Origin of the sequence: Baaleninema sp. (assembly GCF_049974805.1) — a bacterium.
GTDB lineage: Bacteria > Cyanobacteriota > Cyanobacteriia > Cyanobacteriales > Geitlerinemataceae > Baaleninema.
In genome coordinates, this window is sequence record NZ_JBNGCO010000012.1 from 1 (window position 1) to 15,132 (window position 15,132).

Annotated in this window: 15 protein-coding genes; 7 read left to right on the forward strand and 8 right to left on the reverse strand. The window is 53.9% G+C overall.

Translation table 11 applies throughout. The features are described from left to right. Nucleotides 1-289: 289 nt before the first annotated feature. The 3 genes from ACP5D4_RS04190 to ACP5D4_RS04200 form a co-directional block, all read right to left on the reverse strand. Nucleotides 290-703 (reverse strand): ExbD/TolR family protein, encoded by a 414-nt coding sequence (locus tag ACP5D4_RS04190; RefSeq protein WP_428010372.1) that lies wholly within the window; start codon nt 701-703, stop codon nt 290-292. 32 nt (nt 704-735) lie between these two features. After that, the gene (locus tag ACP5D4_RS04195) at nt 736-1,359 is read right to left on the reverse strand and encodes a MotA/TolQ/ExbB proton channel family protein (RefSeq protein WP_428010373.1); all 624 of its coding nucleotides are present in this window, start codon (nt 1,357-1,359) and stop codon (nt 736-738) included. Between the two features lie 76 nt (nt 1,360-1,435). Beyond that, nucleotides 1,436-2,059 (reverse strand): TenA family protein, encoded by a 624-nt coding sequence (locus ACP5D4_RS04200; protein WP_428010374.1) that lies wholly within the window; start codon nt 2,057-2,059, stop codon nt 1,436-1,438. Between the two features lie 253 nt (nt 2,060-2,312). On the opposite strand from ACP5D4_RS04200, the gene ACP5D4_RS04205 reads away from it, so the two are divergent. Further along, nucleotides 2,313-2,849 (forward strand): hypothetical protein, encoded by a 537-nt coding sequence (locus tag ACP5D4_RS04205; protein ID WP_428010375.1) that lies wholly within the window; start codon nt 2,313-2,315, stop codon nt 2,847-2,849. Between the two features lie 25 nt (nt 2,850-2,874). On the opposite strand, the gene ACP5D4_RS04210 is transcribed toward ACP5D4_RS04205, so the two are convergent. After that, nucleotides 2,875-3,867: a Gfo/Idh/MocA family protein gene (locus ACP5D4_RS04210; RefSeq protein ID WP_428010376.1), complete on the reverse strand. Its 993-nt coding sequence runs from the start codon at nt 3,865-3,867 to the stop codon at nt 2,875-2,877. A gap of 112 nt (nt 3,868-3,979) precedes the next feature. On the opposite strand from ACP5D4_RS04210, the gene ACP5D4_RS04215 reads away from it, so the two are divergent. Beyond that, complete coding sequence (locus ACP5D4_RS04215; protein WP_428010377.1) at nt 3,980-4,645, forward strand: type IV pilin-like G/H family protein; 666 nt, start codon at nt 3,980-3,982, stop codon at nt 4,643-4,645. A 195-nt stretch (nt 4,646-4,840) separates the two neighbouring features. Here ACP5D4_RS04215 and ACP5D4_RS04220 read toward each other — a convergent pair whose 3' ends face one another. After that, nucleotides 4,841-6,766 carry a protein kinase domain-containing protein gene (locus ACP5D4_RS04220; protein ID WP_428010378.1) on the reverse strand — a complete coding sequence of 642 codons (1,926 nt, stop codon included), beginning with the start codon at nt 6,764-6,766 and terminating at the stop codon, nt 4,841-4,843. A 42-nt stretch (nt 6,767-6,808) separates the two neighbouring features. Here ACP5D4_RS04220 and ACP5D4_RS04225 point away from each other — a divergent pair, with 42 nt between their 5' ends. Beyond that, complete coding sequence (locus ACP5D4_RS04225; protein WP_428010379.1) at nt 6,809-7,084, forward strand: DUF6464 family protein; 276 nt, start codon at nt 6,809-6,811, stop codon at nt 7,082-7,084. A 168-nt stretch (nt 7,085-7,252) separates the two neighbouring features. Beyond that, entirely contained in the window at nt 7,253-7,840 is a 588-nt protein-coding gene (locus ACP5D4_RS04230; protein ID WP_428010380.1) for a Crp/Fnr family transcriptional regulator, read from the forward strand. Between the two features lie 129 nt (nt 7,841-7,969). Here ACP5D4_RS04230 and ACP5D4_RS04235 read toward each other — a convergent pair whose 3' ends face one another. Further along, nucleotides 7,970-9,295 carry a hypothetical protein gene (locus ACP5D4_RS04235; RefSeq protein ID WP_428010381.1) on the reverse strand — a complete coding sequence of 442 codons (1,326 nt, stop codon included), beginning with the start codon at nt 9,293-9,295 and terminating at the stop codon, nt 7,970-7,972. Between the two features lie 566 nt (nt 9,296-9,861). On the opposite strand from ACP5D4_RS04235, the gene ACP5D4_RS04240 reads away from it, so the two are divergent. From ACP5D4_RS04240 to ACP5D4_RS04250, 3 genes are all read left to right on the forward strand, one after another. Next, a complete protein-coding gene (locus ACP5D4_RS04240; RefSeq protein ID WP_428010382.1) occupies nt 9,862-10,797 on the forward strand; it encodes a pentapeptide repeat-containing protein in 936 nt (311 codons plus the stop codon). Nucleotides 10,798-10,980: 183 nt separating this feature from the next. Continuing rightward, the gene (locus ACP5D4_RS04245; protein WP_428010383.1) at nt 10,981-11,121 is read left to right on the forward strand and encodes a hypothetical protein; all 141 of its coding nucleotides are present in this window, start codon (nt 10,981-10,983) and stop codon (nt 11,119-11,121) included. Between the two features lie 40 nt (nt 11,122-11,161). Further along, the gene (locus ACP5D4_RS04250) at nt 11,162-11,347 is read left to right on the forward strand and encodes a DUF4278 domain-containing protein (RefSeq protein WP_428010384.1); all 186 of its coding nucleotides are present in this window, start codon (nt 11,162-11,164) and stop codon (nt 11,345-11,347) included. A gap of 6 nt (nt 11,348-11,353) precedes the next feature. Here the strand turns inward: ACP5D4_RS04250 and ACP5D4_RS04255 are convergent, their stop codons facing one another. Together ACP5D4_RS04255 and ACP5D4_RS04260 are read right to left on the reverse strand one after the other, a co-directional pair. Beyond that, nucleotides 11,354-12,331, reverse strand: coding sequence for an NAD-dependent epimerase/dehydratase family protein (locus tag ACP5D4_RS04255; RefSeq protein ID WP_428010385.1), 978 nt, complete (start codon nt 12,329-12,331; stop codon nt 11,354-11,356). Between the two features lie 121 nt (nt 12,332-12,452). Next, the gene (locus ACP5D4_RS04260) at nt 12,453-15,131 is read right to left on the reverse strand and encodes a chloride channel protein (protein ID WP_428010386.1); all 2,679 of its coding nucleotides are present in this window, start codon (nt 15,129-15,131) and stop codon (nt 12,453-12,455) included. Nucleotide 15,132: the final 1 nt, after the last annotated feature.

Consider the following 15,132-nt stretch of genomic DNA (forward strand, 5'->3'; position numbering starts at 1 on the left):
TCCACCCCGCGCTAAAGCGACGGGGCTACCAAGCTCCCGGACTTTTTACGTGTTCTTCGTGGAGGCGATCGCGTGTCATGCGTTCGCGGGCGCGTTCTCGAGGGTTCATAGTTAATTATCCTGATTTGCTATCACGTCTGGGATCGATCGTACTGCGACTTCACAAAGTCTTTCTCAAATCCGTAACAAAAGTTACAGATTTTTTTTAGAATTGCGGTGTGGGCGAAGATGCGAAAACGAGAACCCCAGTATCTCAGCCATACCGGGGTTCTAAGCCGTTGGAAGTCGGTTAAGGTTCTTCGCGATCGTCGGTGAGAATGGCTAACTGAAGCCCCTGAATTTGGCGTAATTCGTCGATAACTTCGATAAAACGCCCGTGAGACACCGCCATATCGGCGTTTACGGCGACGAGCGCCATGTTTTCTGTTTCCATCCGTTGGCGAACCTGGGCTTGTAACTGCGAGAGATCGATCGAATCCTCCCCCAAAAACACCTCGTTATTCTCCGCAATCGTCACCACCAACTGAGTTTCTTGCTGAGATTCTCCCGTTTCAGCAGAGGGTAAATTCACCGAAAACCCTTCTGTTTTCGTGAGATACAAACTCGAAATCACGAAAAAGGTCAAAATTGCCAAAATAACATCAATCGCAGAAACGATATTAATCTGAGGTGGAATATCGCGATCGTCGTCGGGAAAATTCATAGAAACCTACCTAAAACAGAAGTTTCAAATAATCAATAAAACTCGCGATGTTTGCGACGATAAATCAACTCGAGCCGTCCGCCGTACTCGCGAATTAACGCCGATTGACGGCGGTAAAAACTGCGAAATGTATTAGAAAACAACAGCGTGACGATCGCCACCACCAACCCCAACACCGTCGAAGATAACGCCTCGCTAATTCCGCCCGTAACGCCGACTGCATCGCTTTGTCCGATATCCCCGAGGGTGAGGGACGAAAACGACGCCATCAATCCCAACACCGTCCCCAACAGCCCCAACAGCGGCGAAACAGCGACGATCGAATCCAGCACTGTCGAAAAGCGTCGCAGCATGGGAAGTTCCGCCTGGGCTGCACTTTCGAGAGCGAGGCGAAACTCTTCCGGTGTCGGTTGTTGGAGTTCCAAGGCTTCTAAAAAAATGCGAGGAACCGGTAAATCCGTCTGTTTTTGTAACAGCTTCATCGCTGCATCTTCGTTGGTTTGCAACAAACGCAACGCCTTTTGAATCACTGTATCTTGTCGCCGCCACAGGCGAAACCAAAAATAACAGCGTTCGCCGATAAGCGTCAGCGACAAGACTGAAAATACCAGCAGAGGAACCGCCACAATTCCCGCCGAAGCAATCAAATTGCCCATACCTATTTACCTATTAATTGTCCCTTCTTCCAAAATCTGGCTCTGTTCTCCCCATCTTCCTCTCTCCCTTACCTCTTTACCGAGCTTGCCATGCCGACTCAAAAAAGTCTAACTCACACTGCATGGCGTAGCGATAGGTGTCGCGAAGGGCTGGGGTATCGATACCGTAGCGATCGACCAAAGCTTCCAAGCGCGTCGCCAGCGGTTCAAACTCGTCGCTTCCGTAAGTGCTAATCCACTCCGAATACTGATGGTCGGGAATGCCGTCTTTCGATAGCTCCCGTCCTAAAAATAGATACAATCGCATACAGGGAGACATGGCCGCTGCGGTAGTTCCCACATCGGCAGTCCAAGCCGTGGCGGAGAGGAAATCGATATAATGGCGCGTCGCCAGTGTCGGTTCGATCGCCTCCAAATCGACGCCCCACTTTTCAGCATAACTCCGATGGAGCGTCATCTCCTCTAAAACCCCTTCCGCGAGGCGGTGGAACGTCTGGAACCCCGTCCAGTCAGGAGATTTTGCGGCTGCGACGCTGTAGGCGCGAGCAAAGGCTTTCAGGAAAAAGGTATCTTGTCCGGTGTAGGTGGCGAACTTTTCCGGCGGTAGCGTTCCGGAGGCTAACCCCTGGACGAAGGGATGTTCGAGACAGGCTTGGGCGAGGTCGCGATTGGCATTCCAAAGGAGATCGGAGAGGGTCATAATTGAGAATTGAGAGGCGATCGCATCACACACAGGCGTTACACAGAAACGGCGCGAACCCTGGCGCGTTCCGGATGCCGTCGGGTTCGGCAGAATACTTAATGTAACACTTCGCCCAAACCGCTCTCTAGAAAGAGTTCAAAGAGGTCTCAACGGGAAATTGTCAAAACCCGTTGACAGGGCTTTCAGGGAAAAACGACAATTCGATCGACCCCTTCGATCGACCCCTTGCGATGATATCGAGGAGAACCGCGTGATTACTTGTAAAGCGATCGACGTTCGGAAATTAGTCGAAGCGGACGAACCGCGCTTCGTCGTCACCGTAAACGACGTATTAATGGCGGTGACAGATCGCCGTAAAATCTCGAAAGACTTCCCCTGGGCTGTGCAAATCTGGGGGGAAGAGTTGCCGGAACTGGACTATCGCAGCGATCGCTGTCTGGTGACTTGCAGCCAAAAAATCCCCGCCCCCCTCGCCCACGCTTACGGAAACGCCGCTGTCGACACTTGCAAAGCCTTTCTCGAGGAGTTCGGTAGCGATAGCATTCCTGAAATTTTCAACTTTATCGCCAGTATCGGCCGCGACAGCAGCTTTTACACCGACGAACTGCGATCGCGCTATCCCATTCCTTCCCAACAACCGCCGCTAGAATTGCGAAAATATCTAGTTCGGGCTTACGAACAGGGTCAAGTGTGGCAAGACAAACCCTCTCCCGTGTCTCCCGACGAACCTTGGGAATGTCAGCTTCCGACGAAGTTGGAAAAGATGACGGCGGCGGTTTCGGTGTAATTGAATCGAGCGAATCGAGTTGAGTTCACACCAAATCGATCGATTCTCCCGTTTCCGTCGCCCGTCGCACCGCATCGGCGACGGTTAACGCATATATACTGTCTTCGGGCGTGACGTACAGGGGTTTGTTCTCCGTCAGGCGATCGAGTACCATTTGCGTATCTCGGGCGAACAAGCCCCGTCGCGACGGAACCTCAACAGGCGTTACCTCATCGCCGCGAATCAACTGACCGCTGCCGTTTTCCAAGATTAACGTTCCCCCTTCGCCGCAGACTTCCAAAACCCTGGCTTGGTGGGCAAAGCGATCGCCCTTAGCGTACACCACATCCGCCAAAACGCCGCTGCAAAATTCCAGTTGAGCTTTACACAAACAGGCGGTGTAATATCCCGGTTCTTCGCTGTCCCAAAACCGCGCCTGTCCGCTAACGCGGCGCACCCGTCCGAAGGCTGAAATTAAGCGGTTGAGGCGAGAGAGCGCCCCCACCAGCGGGAAGCCGAACAGTTCCCGATGATACGTCCAGTTGAGAGAAACGGGCTGTTTGCCGTTCGTCGTGGCGTAGCGCACATAAGAGACGGGTTCGAGTTGGGGGAGACGTTGCAAAAACGTCTGATGTAAGCCGCTCAACAGTTCGATATGTTCGATGTGAAGCAGTGTTCCCCGCTGGCGGGAGCGTTCCCACAGCGTTTCGGCTTCCGTGGGATGGAGACAGGGGGGGTATTCAGCGACGACGTGCTTACCGCTATCGATCGCCGCGCCAGCGATCTGGCCGCGATCGCGGTTAATTCCGCAGAGAAATACCACGTCGATATCCGATCGATCGATTAAATCTTGCCAAGTTTCGAGGTGTTCGGCACCGTGGCGTCGGGCGAATTCCTGAGTTTGTTGGGGAGAATGTCCGACGACGGCTTTAAGCTGCGATCGCCGATCGTCGGTGAGGGTTTCCGCCCGCAAATTCGCCACAAAACCCGTTCCGACGAGTCCGACAGCGATAGTAGAAGCAGGGTTGTCAGTTGACATAGCGATCGAAACAGAAGAGAACTCGAACGAAAGAGAAATTGCGTATACTGGAGGTCGTCTCGTGGATTGCCGAGGGCGATCGCGAGTTTCACTCCATTCAAGCAACAGCATCATGGCTTCAAACTTAGCGAAACCGAAATTCTGGCTGGCTTCAACGGCAAGCCTGTTACTTGCTGCAGGATGTTCGGGAACGCAAGGAGGCTCGAACTGGGCGGGAACCTGGGAAATTCAAGATCCTGGAACCCAGGATAGCGTGACCATCGTATTGACGGAAGACGGAAAAGCTTACGTTAACTCTCCCTTAGCCGCCCCAGACGCGCCAGAATATCTCGAACTGCCGCTGACTCGAGTTTCCGACGAGTCGGCACTTCCGGAAAACGCCCAAGTGGTGACGCTGGAAGAAGCGATGGCGCAGTCGATGGAGGCAGCCCGAGAAAGCGAAGGTCAAACCTATGTGGGAGCGTTGGCCCGGGCGCAACAGGCGTATTATTTAGAAAACGAACGCTTTGCCGAGTCCCTTGAAGAGCTGCAACTGGGATTGCAATCGGAAACGGAAAATTATCAATACGAGATTTCTTCCGTGGAAGGAGATACGGCTTATATGACTGCCACGGCGAAACAGGACGATTTGAAGAGTTTCGGTTCGTTTGTGTACGTTGAAGACAGCGGTACGAAAATGGTCTTGTGCGGCACGGACGATTCGTCGAAAACTGCGCCGGACAAACCGGAAATCACCGATTCTGGTATGGCTTGCCCCGCTGGTTCTTCGCAAATGTAGCGGTTCGATCGCCCCTCGGTTTGGGTTAAAGAAACCCCGTAGCGTCGTTGTTATGGGGTTTTTTATTATATTTTTGCTTATTTGTCAAGCTGTATTCAAAAAAATTTACAAGTATTCACCACAGGGGGGATAGGGGGCGAAGGTGGGATAGGGGGCGAAGGGGGTGGAAAAACTGCTGTTCGAGAGGTGGATTCTCTATCGATCCAAATACGCCGCATCGTCGTAAACCCATCGATCGTTATAGCGATCCCAAATCCAACGAATTCGCAAAGCGTCCGTACTCGTCTCCCCGGATTTCATAAAATATTGCAAGTGAACGTCCACTCGGGCTGTGTCTTCTCCCGCTTCCACCAATCGCAAATCCTCCACCCGCACGGCGTTGACCGTATCCCACCAAGCTTTATAGTCGCGAAATCCGTTGGGGTGCAACTCGTCATCCTGCTGCAACTCCCGAGAAAGAGTGTTCCAAGCCAGGACGATATTGTTGTCGTTAATCGCGGCGTAATAATCCCTGGCCGCATCCACGGGAGAGGGTCGATCGCTGGGAACTTGGGGCGGGTTTTGGGGGGTTTGCGCCACCACCACCTCGGAGGCGGCGATGCGTTCGTTAGGGGCGTTCGGGTTAGTACTGGCGAGGGCGCAGTACGCATCGGGAGTGTCAAGTCCATACTCTCGCAACTGTTCGATACAGGCGTCGCGAGACTCGAAGCGATCGACATAGACTTGTCGGTAGGGTTTGTTCGATAAATTGGGATAATCCGGCACCCAAAAAGACCCGGCGTCGTTGTAACCTTGACGGCGCAAGGTCGCGAGGCGCTTGTCCGCGTTGTCTAGCTGGGCGTAAGCCGAATCCGCCAGAAAATAAAATTGACGCACTTCTGGCGTTGGCGTCGCCGTGGGTGCGGGGGTGGGCGTCGGCGTTGGGGTGGGCGTCGGCGTCGGGGTGGGAACTTCCGTAACCTGCGATTGCTGAGACTGTCTCACCGCCAATATCGCCACCACCGACCCCCCTACAATTCCCGCCAAGATCGCCCCCGCCAGTAACAGAGTGGCGTTTGAGGATTTCCTCGAAGGTTGGGGGGTGGCGGGAGTCGCCGCAACGGTAGAAGGGGGAGGAGCTGCTACAGTGGGAGGGGTCGATCGATCCCATCCTGGCGCCACGGCGACTGTGGCTTCCGTCGTCGGCGTTGTAGGAGTTGGTAACAGGGTTTCGGGCGATCGCAACGCCGCCAACATCTCCGGTACGGAGGCGAATCGATCGCGCGGATGGGGTTCAATGGCTTTCTCGAGAACCCGTCTCAACCCCTCCTCCACCGTCCCGTCGCGATTCCACAGCAGTTTTCCCGTGCGAGGATCGGTGGGGATTTCTTGCGGGTATTGCCCCGTCAGGGCGAAAATCGCCGTCAAACCCAAGCTGTAGAGGTCGCTGGAATAGGTCGCCCGTCCCGCCGCCTGTTCCCCGGACATAAATCCCGGCGTTCCGATAACGATGCTGCTGGTAGGATGTCCCGAAGAACTCATCACCGTTCCCATGATTTCCCGTACCGCCCCGAAATCGATGGGAACCGGGAGACCGTCGCGATCGCGAACGATAATGTTATCGGGTTTGATATCCCGGTGAACGATACCTCGACTGTGAACGAACTCGAGGACGGGTAAGAGGTGGAGGAGAAGTTGGCGCACCTCCGTATCGGGGAGTTTACCGCGCGATCGCACCCGTTCGGAGAGAGTTTGTCCCTCAATCCATTCCTGAACCAAATAAAACTGGTCGTCTTCGTTGAAATAAGCGTACAGCGTGGGAATTTGCGGGTGTGCTTCGCCGAGAGATTCCAAGGTGGCGGCTTCCCGTGCAAACCGTTCTCGTACTAACTGTGTCGTTTGAGGATCGGTCGTCGTGGGTTTGAGTTGCTTGAGAACGCAACGACGCCCCGATGGCATTTGAGTATCTTCGACGAGAAACGTTTCGCCAAACCCGCCCCGTCCGATGGAGTGGAGAATGCGATAGCGTTGGTTTACGAGGCTCATGGCAGCAGGAGAGGGAAAACAACCGTCCGGCTTTAATTGTACGAAACCGCCGCCAAGAAGGGGATCGATCGCAGGAGAACAGTCGATTTCTGCCAATCTTGTTAGATTGAAATTCGAGCTGTTCGGTATGTCTTGGCGATGTGGTTAGAAATCCTAGTCGTTCTTGGTTTGGGCTTAACCCCTCCGATGTTGTCCCTGTGGTATGCCCGCAAAGCACAGCGGGAATTTGCCGATCGCGCGCGATCGTCCCGAGAAACCGTTCCTCGGTCTCGAGTCGTTCCTCCCGTCGAACCGATTCCCCTGGAGCTTCTCGGCGATCGCACCTGTCGCTACAACGCGCGATCGCCCTACATCCGTTGCGCCGTCAATCCCGAAGGTCCCTGTCAAGGTTGCCGCCATTACGAAAAACGGTGAAGACCGTTGAGCGTCGATCGTTTCACCTCATCTTATCCTCTCCCCATCCCATCGTCACCTGACCTCCTAACCGTGACTTAACGTTGAGTCGTTACGGTTGAGAGAGGAGCCGTATTGTGAGTTCGTCGCATCCGGCTCGTCCTTGCGAACCTCACACCTTCAATCATTATGCAATCTACAATCGCCCTTCACCGTCCTTGTCGGTTCGTCGAACGGGGTGGCGCAATTCCCGTTTCGGGAACGGGAGTTTGGCAAGTATGCCAAGGCTGGGTACAACTGAGTACTTGGATGGCTATGGGTGAAGAACGAGTTCTCGGTTGGGTTGGACCTTCGATGTGGTTCGGTTCTGGCTTGACGACTCGCGCTCACCATCAAGCTCGCGCCCTTTCTGATGTGATGGTCATTTGGTATCCTCAGCCAGAGATTGAAAAGACTCCCGAACTGGGGTTGAAACTGTTGCAACAAAAAGCGCGACGGCTATGTCAGTTAGAGGAATTACTCGCGATCGCTTCTCAACGACGGGCCCTCGATCGACTCTCTCATTTGTTTCGATTGTTAATTGCTGAAATGGGACAGTCTACCCATGACGGTGTAAGGTTGGGAGCGCGGCTCACTCACCAAGAAATCGCCAGTGCGATCGGCACCAACCGCGTCACCGTTACGAGAATGTTAGGGGAACTCAAGCGTCAAGGAATTGTTGCGCTCGACTCACAGAAACATTGGGTAGTCGTACAAGCGGATTTTTTTAAAAATTGAGCCAGTCCAACTGATACGGAATCCGTTAAGCTAGATTTCAAGAAGCCTTCACCAAATCCGCTTATTACCTCAAATTCAGAAGACCCATGATGTTTCTCAACACTTTCTTCTCAAAAATCCGTTTTAAGCTTATACTTTCTGTCCTTTTATTCGAGTAAAAATCTGACAACCCTCTAAATCTTCTGTTCGGTGAATTTCCACATATTCCCGACCTTTAACCAGGCTGTATTCTACATCTCCGGAACAAACCGCTAGGGCAATTTTTAGAATTTCAAAGAGAGGAATAACTCGCTCGACCATCAAGGGAGGCTGTTCTTCGTAATATTCAATCAGGGCGGCGATACAGCGATCGAGATGAGCGATCGAAGCTGGGGAGATGGCAACGAGTTTCATCAGAATTGCCACCAGCGTTAAAAATTTACCGCGCTCGACGACCATCTCGAAAAGTGGTGAGGGAATCCTGCGGTCTTCTGTCGTTAACAAACCGATGGTGCGATCGCAAGCTGTCAATCGTAAAACATCGCTGGAAAAACTTTCGTCTTGTGAGGGATAGAGATGCGATAGCATTTCCGACAAACTGGATTTAAAAGCTCTGACGAAATCGCTATTTCCTTTAGAAGACAGGGCGTAAGCTTTCAGCAGTTTTTTATACTCTTTGTAATTGAGGTTGTGGCTGGAAAACTTAAACACCCGCGCTTGACGTTGGTGTTTGACGCTCATAGCGCTGGCGACAATTGTTTTTAATACCCGCAACACCTCTTCTCCAAAGATAGTTGGATTGTGGGGCAACGCACAACTAGAGGCTTGAGAACGCGCGACATACAAGGCTAAGTCAATTTTAAATTGATATTTGATGAGATTGGCAATTTCAAACGCAAGTTGTCGTTTTTCAACAAGCTGGTTGCAATCGAGATAAATTGATATTAACCAGGTATCGAGGTAGCGATCGCTCCAATTGCGGGGTTCGGTTTTGGTTTCAAAACTGACGTAAGCTTCGACAATGCGATTGAAATCCCAATACTCTTGCGTGTGATAGAGCGTATTGCACCAGTTTTGTAGGTAACAGGGGGAACGAGAAAACAGAGGTAAACTCTGAGAAGGGAAATCTACAGTTGAAGAGCGTTGAAGTTTGTCTTTGAGTTGCTGTTGGAAGTGTTGGAACGCCTGGATATCTCGCTGAGCCGTCCAAGTTTCTAGCAAAATGTAAACTGATTTCCAAAACGGCGGTTGCAATGCTTCAAAGTTTTGTTGGCGAAGGGTATCGCGAACGATTCGGTTCGCCGGGATTTCCGGCGAATTTGGCGCTGGAAACCACAAGGTTTCAAACGCTTCGAGGGTGGTTTCAGATGATTGTGCGTTCGACAAGTCTCGGAAATATTGGATAACCGCCTCGGATGCTGAGTATTGGCGAGACGGGTTGGGATTTCCGTCGCTAAAGTCAGTGAATTGATTCATACGGAGTCCTGAGAACTCGATTTCGGCGAACTCGATTTCGGCGAACTCGATTCCGGGCGATCGCACCGATCGACGATTTCGAGTCGTTCTCGCCAATAGGGTGTCTACTTAAATGTTCGCCCCTGACTACGTAAAAATATTGATAAAGTAATCTTTGCTCATAAAAATTTACATAATTTTGCGAAAGCCATCGATCTCTAATTTTCCGAATTTTACGTGAAAATATTGAGATTTGAACCCAGTTTGCCCGATCTTTGACCGAACGCCGACGATCGATCTTCCGTAGAATCTTCTATCCAACGAGGAACGGCTTGAGATTTCTTCACGCCCCGAGTTGAGTAAAATTACGCAGAAACCGCGCGATCGCCCGAAACGAGATAGGGCGATTTCAGGGAAGGAACAAACCCCTCAGTCTGCTCGGCGACGGCTCGTCGATTTTTGAGGTGAAGTTGGCAGAAGCAACCGTCAAAACCGACAGAAAACCCGGATTTGGCGATCGCTCTCGGTGATTTTACAGGTCATCGCGCGTAGAATAATCGGCAGCAGCATCTATCCGACGCCCCTCGATGGCAACCACTCAACCTCTCACGCCAACTGAACTGATCGAACGCGGTGTCCACGCCTGGAATCAGTGGCGCGAGAACCAACCCAAGAGTTGCCCGATCTTGCAGGGAGCAAACCTCACGCAGCAACACTTGCGCGAAATCGACTTTAGCTATTGCAATTTAAGCGATACCCAACTCGCCAAAGCGGACTTATGCTTGGCTAACCTCGAATACGCCCTCCTCGATCGCTCGGACTTGTCCGACGCCGTTCTCTACACCACCGATTTACGATACGCATCCCTCAAAGAAGCCAACTTAACTCGAGCCGATCTCACCGAAGCCAGTCTCGTCAAAGCCGATCTCTCCCTGGCGAAACTCCAACAAACCAAGCTCGATCGCGCCGACTTATCCGACGCTGTTCTCTACACCACCACGTTACGACAAGCAGATTTATCTGACGTAGAATTAATCCGCGCCGACTTGCGAGAAGTCGATTTAACCATGGCAGCCTTGGGAGAAGCGGACTTACGAGACGCCAATCTGAGTTTCGCCGTCTGTTCCCTCGCCAAGTTCGTCGGGGCGACGTTGTGTCACGCCAACCTATATCGAGCGAATCTGAGTTTGGCGAACCTCTGCGTCGCCAATTTAATGGGAGCGAACCTCACCAAAACCAGTTTTATCGGGGCGAACCTCATCGGGGCAAATCTCTACTTAGCCAATATGCGATTTGCCAATCTCGCCCAGGCGGATTTACGAGAAGCCAGTCTCCGCATCACCAACATGACGGGGGCGAACCTGGCTGGGGCGAACCTAAGCATGGCGAACCTTACCGAAGCGACGTTGTGTCATGCCAACTTAACGGGGGCGAACTTGTCGCGGGCAAATCTCTATCAAGCCAATCTCAACGGTGCGATCCTCAAAGGTGCCATTATGCCCGATGGTAGTCGTCATCCTTAGCAGGGGAGAGGGGGAGAGGGTTGAATATTAGCTCTCAAGTATCAACGATCGATGGTTAATTGTCTATTCTTATCGACCTGTTAACCTACGGCACTTGTCAAATGGTTATGATAGAACAGAAAAAACTGTGTAATTTGTTACAGACTTTTGTGAAACCTTAGTAAACCCCTGGAGGTTCGCTCGATGAATATGCAAGAAAAAGCTCGGATGTTAACGGCACGTCGTCGCCACACGAAAACCCATCGCCGGAAAACGCTGTTCTGTCGTTCGGCGGCTGAGGTCGGCGTGTCGGAGACCTCTCGATCGAACGAATCTTTGCAATAGCGGCGTAACCGTTAAACGTTAATTCGAGGGCAAAAACTCCATGAAATTCTGTTATCGCGGCGTTTGGTACGACAGCAGCCCTTCCCCGATAAAAACTCAGGAAGGGCCGACCATTGGCAAATATCGCGGTGCGACCCTCAGAGGGCGATCGATCTCTGAGATCCCGACACCGACGAGTTGCGTCAAAGGGAAATATCGCGGCGTCGAAGTCAACGTATCCTTTTAACGGTCGTTAATTCGCTACCGTTTGGCAGGACTCGACAATTTCGCGGAGGGTCTGTTCCACCGAACGAGGCTTCCAGCCGAGAACCTGTCGCGCCTTACTGCTATCGACTCGCACGCAGCGATCGTAAACATAGTGAACCCGCTCTCGACTCAGAGGCGGGTTCCATTGTGCCAAACGTCCGATGGGATCGAGGAGGTTTCCTACCAACCGCACCAGTGGTTGGGGAATTTCCCGAGGGGGACGCACGCCAGAGGCTTGACTGAGAATCTCGAACATTTCCCGCGTGGTGAGATCTCCGGCAGAGATGATGTAGTGTTCGCCGGGATCGCTTTTTTCGGCGGCGAGAATCATCGCTTCGGCTAAATCGTCCACGTGAACGATCCCCGTGACGCGATCCCCACCGGCCCAAACCCCCAATTTGCCCTGGAGGAAGTTTTGAATCACCGGTCCGAAATGGGGATCGTCGGCGCCGAAAATCCCCGAGGGCATGACGCTGACGACTGGCAAACCGTCAGCAGCGGCGCGATCGACCAACTGTTGGGCAGCGTATTTGGTTCGATCGTAAGCCGAGGAAAAATCCACTTGCGTCCGCTGAAACGTCTCGTCGATGGTGTTGCCCTGAGTGTCGCCGTAGACGCCGATGGTACTGCAATAGACCATCTTAGAAACTTGCGAGGCTTTAGCAGCGTTCAATACGGCTCGGGTGCCTTCGACGTTCGCCCGTTCCATCTTGGCTTCGTCCACGAGTCCCAATTCCACGAAAGCGGCGGTGTGAAACACCCAATCGACGCCGGCCATTCCTGCTTTCAACACCTCTTCGTCCGTTACGTCGCCGTAAACGACGTTGACTTCATAATCCTCGAGACGAGATAGATTGGGTGAGGTGGGACGGGCTAAGCCGGTGACGGTATGGCCGCGATCGCGTAACGCTTTGACAAGGTGCGATCCGGTAAAGCCGGTTGCCCCGGTAACGAATGCTTTCATAGCTGGTTTTTAATGTTTCGTGTTCGTGCGCGGAAGCGGTGCGTCGGGGCGAAGATCCCTTCGCCCCTAGCCCTCGGTTCACCATCATCGCATTTCGACCCAACGCCGCGAACTCCCCCGGTCAACCCTCCTCCTTGTCGTCGGCTGCTGCCCGAACCAACACCACCGTACAATCGCAGCGTCGGGCGATTTCCCGAGGAATACTGCCCTGAAACGTCCGATACAGCAAACTGCGGCGACTGGCACCGATTAACACTGCATCGTACTCGTGCGATCGCGCCAACTCCACCACCGCATCGGCCACCGACAGCCCAAACGAGGGCAAAGCAAACACCCGACCCTTCAACTGTCGATCGAGTCGTTGCGCCGTCGCATCGAGAAAGCGCGTATCCGGCTTTTTCGGCTTCGGCGGAAACACCTGAGTCAAGCGGATTGTCGGATGCTCTGCCAAAGACACCAACGCCGGAAGTAACTCCAACCCCGCCGAGGCGTTGACACCACCGCCGACGGAAACCAACCAGCGATCGAGCGGTGGCAGAGTCGAACGGCTTTGAAGGAGGGGGGAATACTTACCCCATTTCACCAAAATCACCTCGCAAGAGGCTTGATGGAGGAGCGTATCCGAAACGTCGCCGAATACCCGTCCCGGCGTGTGAGTTCCCCCCTTCCACCCCATCACCACCTTATCGATATGACGTTCCTGAATCGTCTCCAATACCGCCGCCGCCACATCGTGGCCGACGCGAACTTGAGTGTGAACGGGAACCTCCCACTGACGGCCGATGCGGGCGGCCGTTTTCAGCAGGCGACGACTTGAGGTCGTGCGGACGGGGGTTTCCGCCGGGGAACGGTGCGGGGGAACTGCCAACACTTGCAAACATTCCAGTTCGTAACGGTTGGCTTTGGCGATGGCAGCGGCAAACTGCAACAGCAACGGGGCAGTATTGGGATTGGACAGAGGCACCAACAGCCGCCCCTGGCCCACGGCGGGATCTCGCGTCAGATAGACCGGATAGGAGGGTTCGACTTTACGAAACTCGTCCCCTTGTCCCGTGAGTTTCTTCGATTCCGCTTGAATGATGTCGCTGCGGGTGATGATACCCACGAGTCGCCGTCCGTCCACCACCGGAAGCCGACTGACCTTGTGGCGTTCGAGGAGATACAACACCTGGGTTAGGGTATCTTCGGGACGGACGACGGCCGGTTTCGGCGTCATCAACTTTTCCAGGGGCGTAGTATCGGGTAACTGGCGCGTCGAGAGATTGGTCAAGTCGGCTTGGGTGATAATGCCCACCAATCGCTGGCCGTCCACCACTGGAAAGCCGCGATGGTTCGATCGAGCGAAGGCGTTCAAAACATCTTTCAACATCATATGGCTGTCGAGGGTTTCCACCTTGCGCTGCATGACCTGCGCCGCCACCAATTCCGAGAGGACTTGACCTTCGACGCTGGCGGTGGGCATCTCCCAACCGCGCATTTCCAGCAGTCGATCGTACAGCGACCCGCTCGAGACCTGTTCGGCCACCACGTAAGCCGTCACCGACACCACCATCAACGGCAACACCAAATTGAAATCCGTGGTCATCTCGAACACGATGACGATGGCCGTAATCGGCACCTTTGCCACCGCCCCGAAAAACGCCCCCATCCCCGCCAAAGCGTAGGTGGTCGGGTCGCCGATGCCAAACAGGGCGTCGGTACAGAGTCCCACCAACCGCCCCAAGGCAGATCCTAAAACCAGGGTGGGGGCGAACAGTCCCCCCGATGCCCCCGAACCGTAAGCCAGCAACGTGAGAACGAACTTGACCACCAAAGCAATGGCAACGATTTCGATTTCGGCTTCTCCGGTACTGAGAAACTCCCGCAGTCCCGTACTATCGCGAAACGGCGCGGGTAAACTGGCGATAGCGATGCCCGAAATCAATCCGGCCAGGGCGATGCGAAAGGGTAAGGGGAAGGGTAAACGGCGGTGGAGTTCCAAACTGGCGAAAATCCCCCGGTTGAACCAGCCACTTAACACCCCGGTGACGATGCCTAACAGCAATAAAAAGGGAATGTCCCAAGTGGAAAACTGCGCCAGGGATGAGGTGGGTTTCAGGTTGAGATCCCAATGGCTGCCGCCGAGAATGCGGGAAACCACCGCCCCGACGAAAGAGGCGAGGATTGCCGTTCCCAAGGTGAGACTCGAAACATCGTGGAGGAGTTCTTCGACTACGAACAACATCCCGGCGATGGGGGCGTTGAACCCGGCCGCGAGTCCGGCGGCGGCACCGGCGGCGATGGTTTGACGGCGGTAGGTGGGGGAGGTGGGAATCCAGCGACTCATGGCGGCGGCCAGGGCTGCGCCTACGTGAACCGTGGGGCCTTGGCGACCCAGGGCGAGACCGGAACCGGCTACGAGAATCGTACTGAGGAGTTTGACGGCGGCCAGACGCAGGTTGAGGGTAAAGGCTTGATGGTTGAGTTGGGGCGAGGACAGTTCGGCTTTGACGTGGGAGACGCCGCTTCCGGTGGCTTGGGGGGCGAAGGCGGCGATGAGACTTCCGGCCAGCAATCCCCCCATCGCTCCGAACAGGGGGAGTTTCAGCCATAGGGGAAATCCTTCGGTTTGCTGGACGCGCAGTCCGCCCAACAAGCCGATGCCTTGTTTGAGGAGAACGGCGGCGAGACCGGAGACCAATCCGATGAGACAGGCTTCGAGGAGTGCCACCCGTCGGGGGTCGAGTAGAGAAATCCAAAACCGACGGGGAAATAAATTCTTGGCCAGACGAGCTATCTCAGAATATTGTTTGAGCCACACG

What these genes read in the sequence shown, in the direction of transcription:
- ACP5D4_RS04210 (WP_428010376.1), bottom strand. Translation starts at nt 3,867, where the DNA reads ATGTCAACTGACAACCCTGCTTCTACTATCGCTGTCGGACTCGTCGGA.
- ACP5D4_RS04230 (WP_428010380.1), top strand. Translation starts at nt 7,253, where the DNA reads ATGCAATCTACAATCGCCCTTCACCGTCCTTGTCGGTTCGTCGAACGG.
- ACP5D4_RS04195 (WP_428010373.1), bottom strand. Translation starts at nt 1,359, where the DNA reads ATGGGCAATTTGATTGCTTCGGCGGGAATTGTGGCGGTTCCTCTGCTG.
- ACP5D4_RS04245 (WP_428010383.1), top strand. Translation starts at nt 10,981, where the DNA reads ATGAATATGCAAGAAAAAGCTCGGATGTTAACGGCACGTCGTCGCCAC.
- ACP5D4_RS04200 (WP_428010374.1), bottom strand. Translation starts at nt 2,059, where the DNA reads ATGACCCTCTCCGATCTCCTTTGGAATGCCAATCGCGACCTCGCCCAA.
- ACP5D4_RS04215 (WP_428010377.1), top strand. Translation starts at nt 3,980, where the DNA reads ATGGCTTCAAACTTAGCGAAACCGAAATTCTGGCTGGCTTCAACGGCA.
- ACP5D4_RS04250 (WP_428010384.1), top strand. Translation starts at nt 11,162, where the DNA reads ATGAAATTCTGTTATCGCGGCGTTTGGTACGACAGCAGCCCTTCCCCG.
- ACP5D4_RS04225 (WP_428010379.1), top strand. Translation starts at nt 6,809, where the DNA reads ATGTGGTTAGAAATCCTAGTCGTTCTTGGTTTGGGCTTAACCCCTCCG.
- ACP5D4_RS04240 (WP_428010382.1), top strand. Translation starts at nt 9,862, where the DNA reads ATGGCAACCACTCAACCTCTCACGCCAACTGAACTGATCGAACGCGGT.
- ACP5D4_RS04255 (WP_428010385.1), bottom strand. Translation starts at nt 12,331, where the DNA reads ATGAAAGCATTCGTTACCGGGGCAACCGGCTTTACCGGATCGCACCTT.
- ACP5D4_RS04190 (WP_428010372.1), bottom strand. Translation starts at nt 703, where the DNA reads ATGAATTTTCCCGACGACGATCGCGATATTCCACCTCAGATTAATATC.
- ACP5D4_RS04235 (WP_428010381.1), bottom strand. Translation starts at nt 9,295, where the DNA reads ATGAATCAATTCACTGACTTTAGCGACGGAAATCCCAACCCGTCTCGC.